This window comes from Mesorhizobium sp. M7A.F.Ca.CA.004.12.1.1 (assembly GCF_003997835.1).
Classification (GTDB): Bacteria; Pseudomonadota; Alphaproteobacteria; order Rhizobiales; family Rhizobiaceae; genus Mesorhizobium.
The window spans coordinates 1-598 of the sequence record NZ_RZRK01001447.1 but is presented as its reverse complement, the minus strand read 5'-3'; the positions used below and the strand labels follow the sequence as shown (position 1 = coordinate 598).

The following is a 598-nucleotide window of genomic DNA, read 5'->3' as shown; positions in this document are numbered from 1 at the left end:
GATCTATGTGCTCGGCGCCGACCATGGCGGCTACGTCAAGCGGCTGGAGGCCCTGGCGCGGGCGATTGCCGGCGACGAGGTGAAGCTCACTGTCCTGCTGTGCAATCTGGTCAAGCTGTTTCGCGAGGGCGAACCGGTGCGCATGTCGAAGCGGTCGGGCGATTTCGTGACGCTGCGCGAAGTGGTGGAGGAGGTCGGCCGCGACGCGATCCGCTTCATGATGCTCTACCGCAAGAACGATGCGCCCCTGGATTTCGATTTCGCCAAGGTGACCGAGCAGTCCAAGGACAATCCGGTGTTCTATGTCCAGTACGCCTCGGCGCGCTGTCATTCGGTGTTCCGGCAGGCGAGCGAGCAACTGGGCGAAGCCAATTTCGACCGCAACAGCCTGGCGTCTGCCGCGGCATTGCTGACCGACGAGGGCGAGATCGGCCTGATCCGCAAGCTTGCCGAATACCCGCGGCTGATCGAGTCCGCCGCCCTTGCGCTCGAGCCGCATCGGCTGGCATTTTACCTCTATGATCTGGCTTCCAGCTTCCACGGACACTGGAACCGTGGCACGGATAATCCGGACTTACGTTTTGTTAAGGTTAACGAC

At 61.9% G+C, this 598-nt stretch carries 1 protein-coding gene; it reads left to right on the top strand.

The window, feature by feature from the left end; all coding sequences use genetic code 11:
- Positions 1-598 (top strand): DALR anticodon-binding domain-containing protein (locus EN984_RS36960; protein ID WP_245480216.1); only part of this gene is annotated, 598 nt, incomplete at both ends.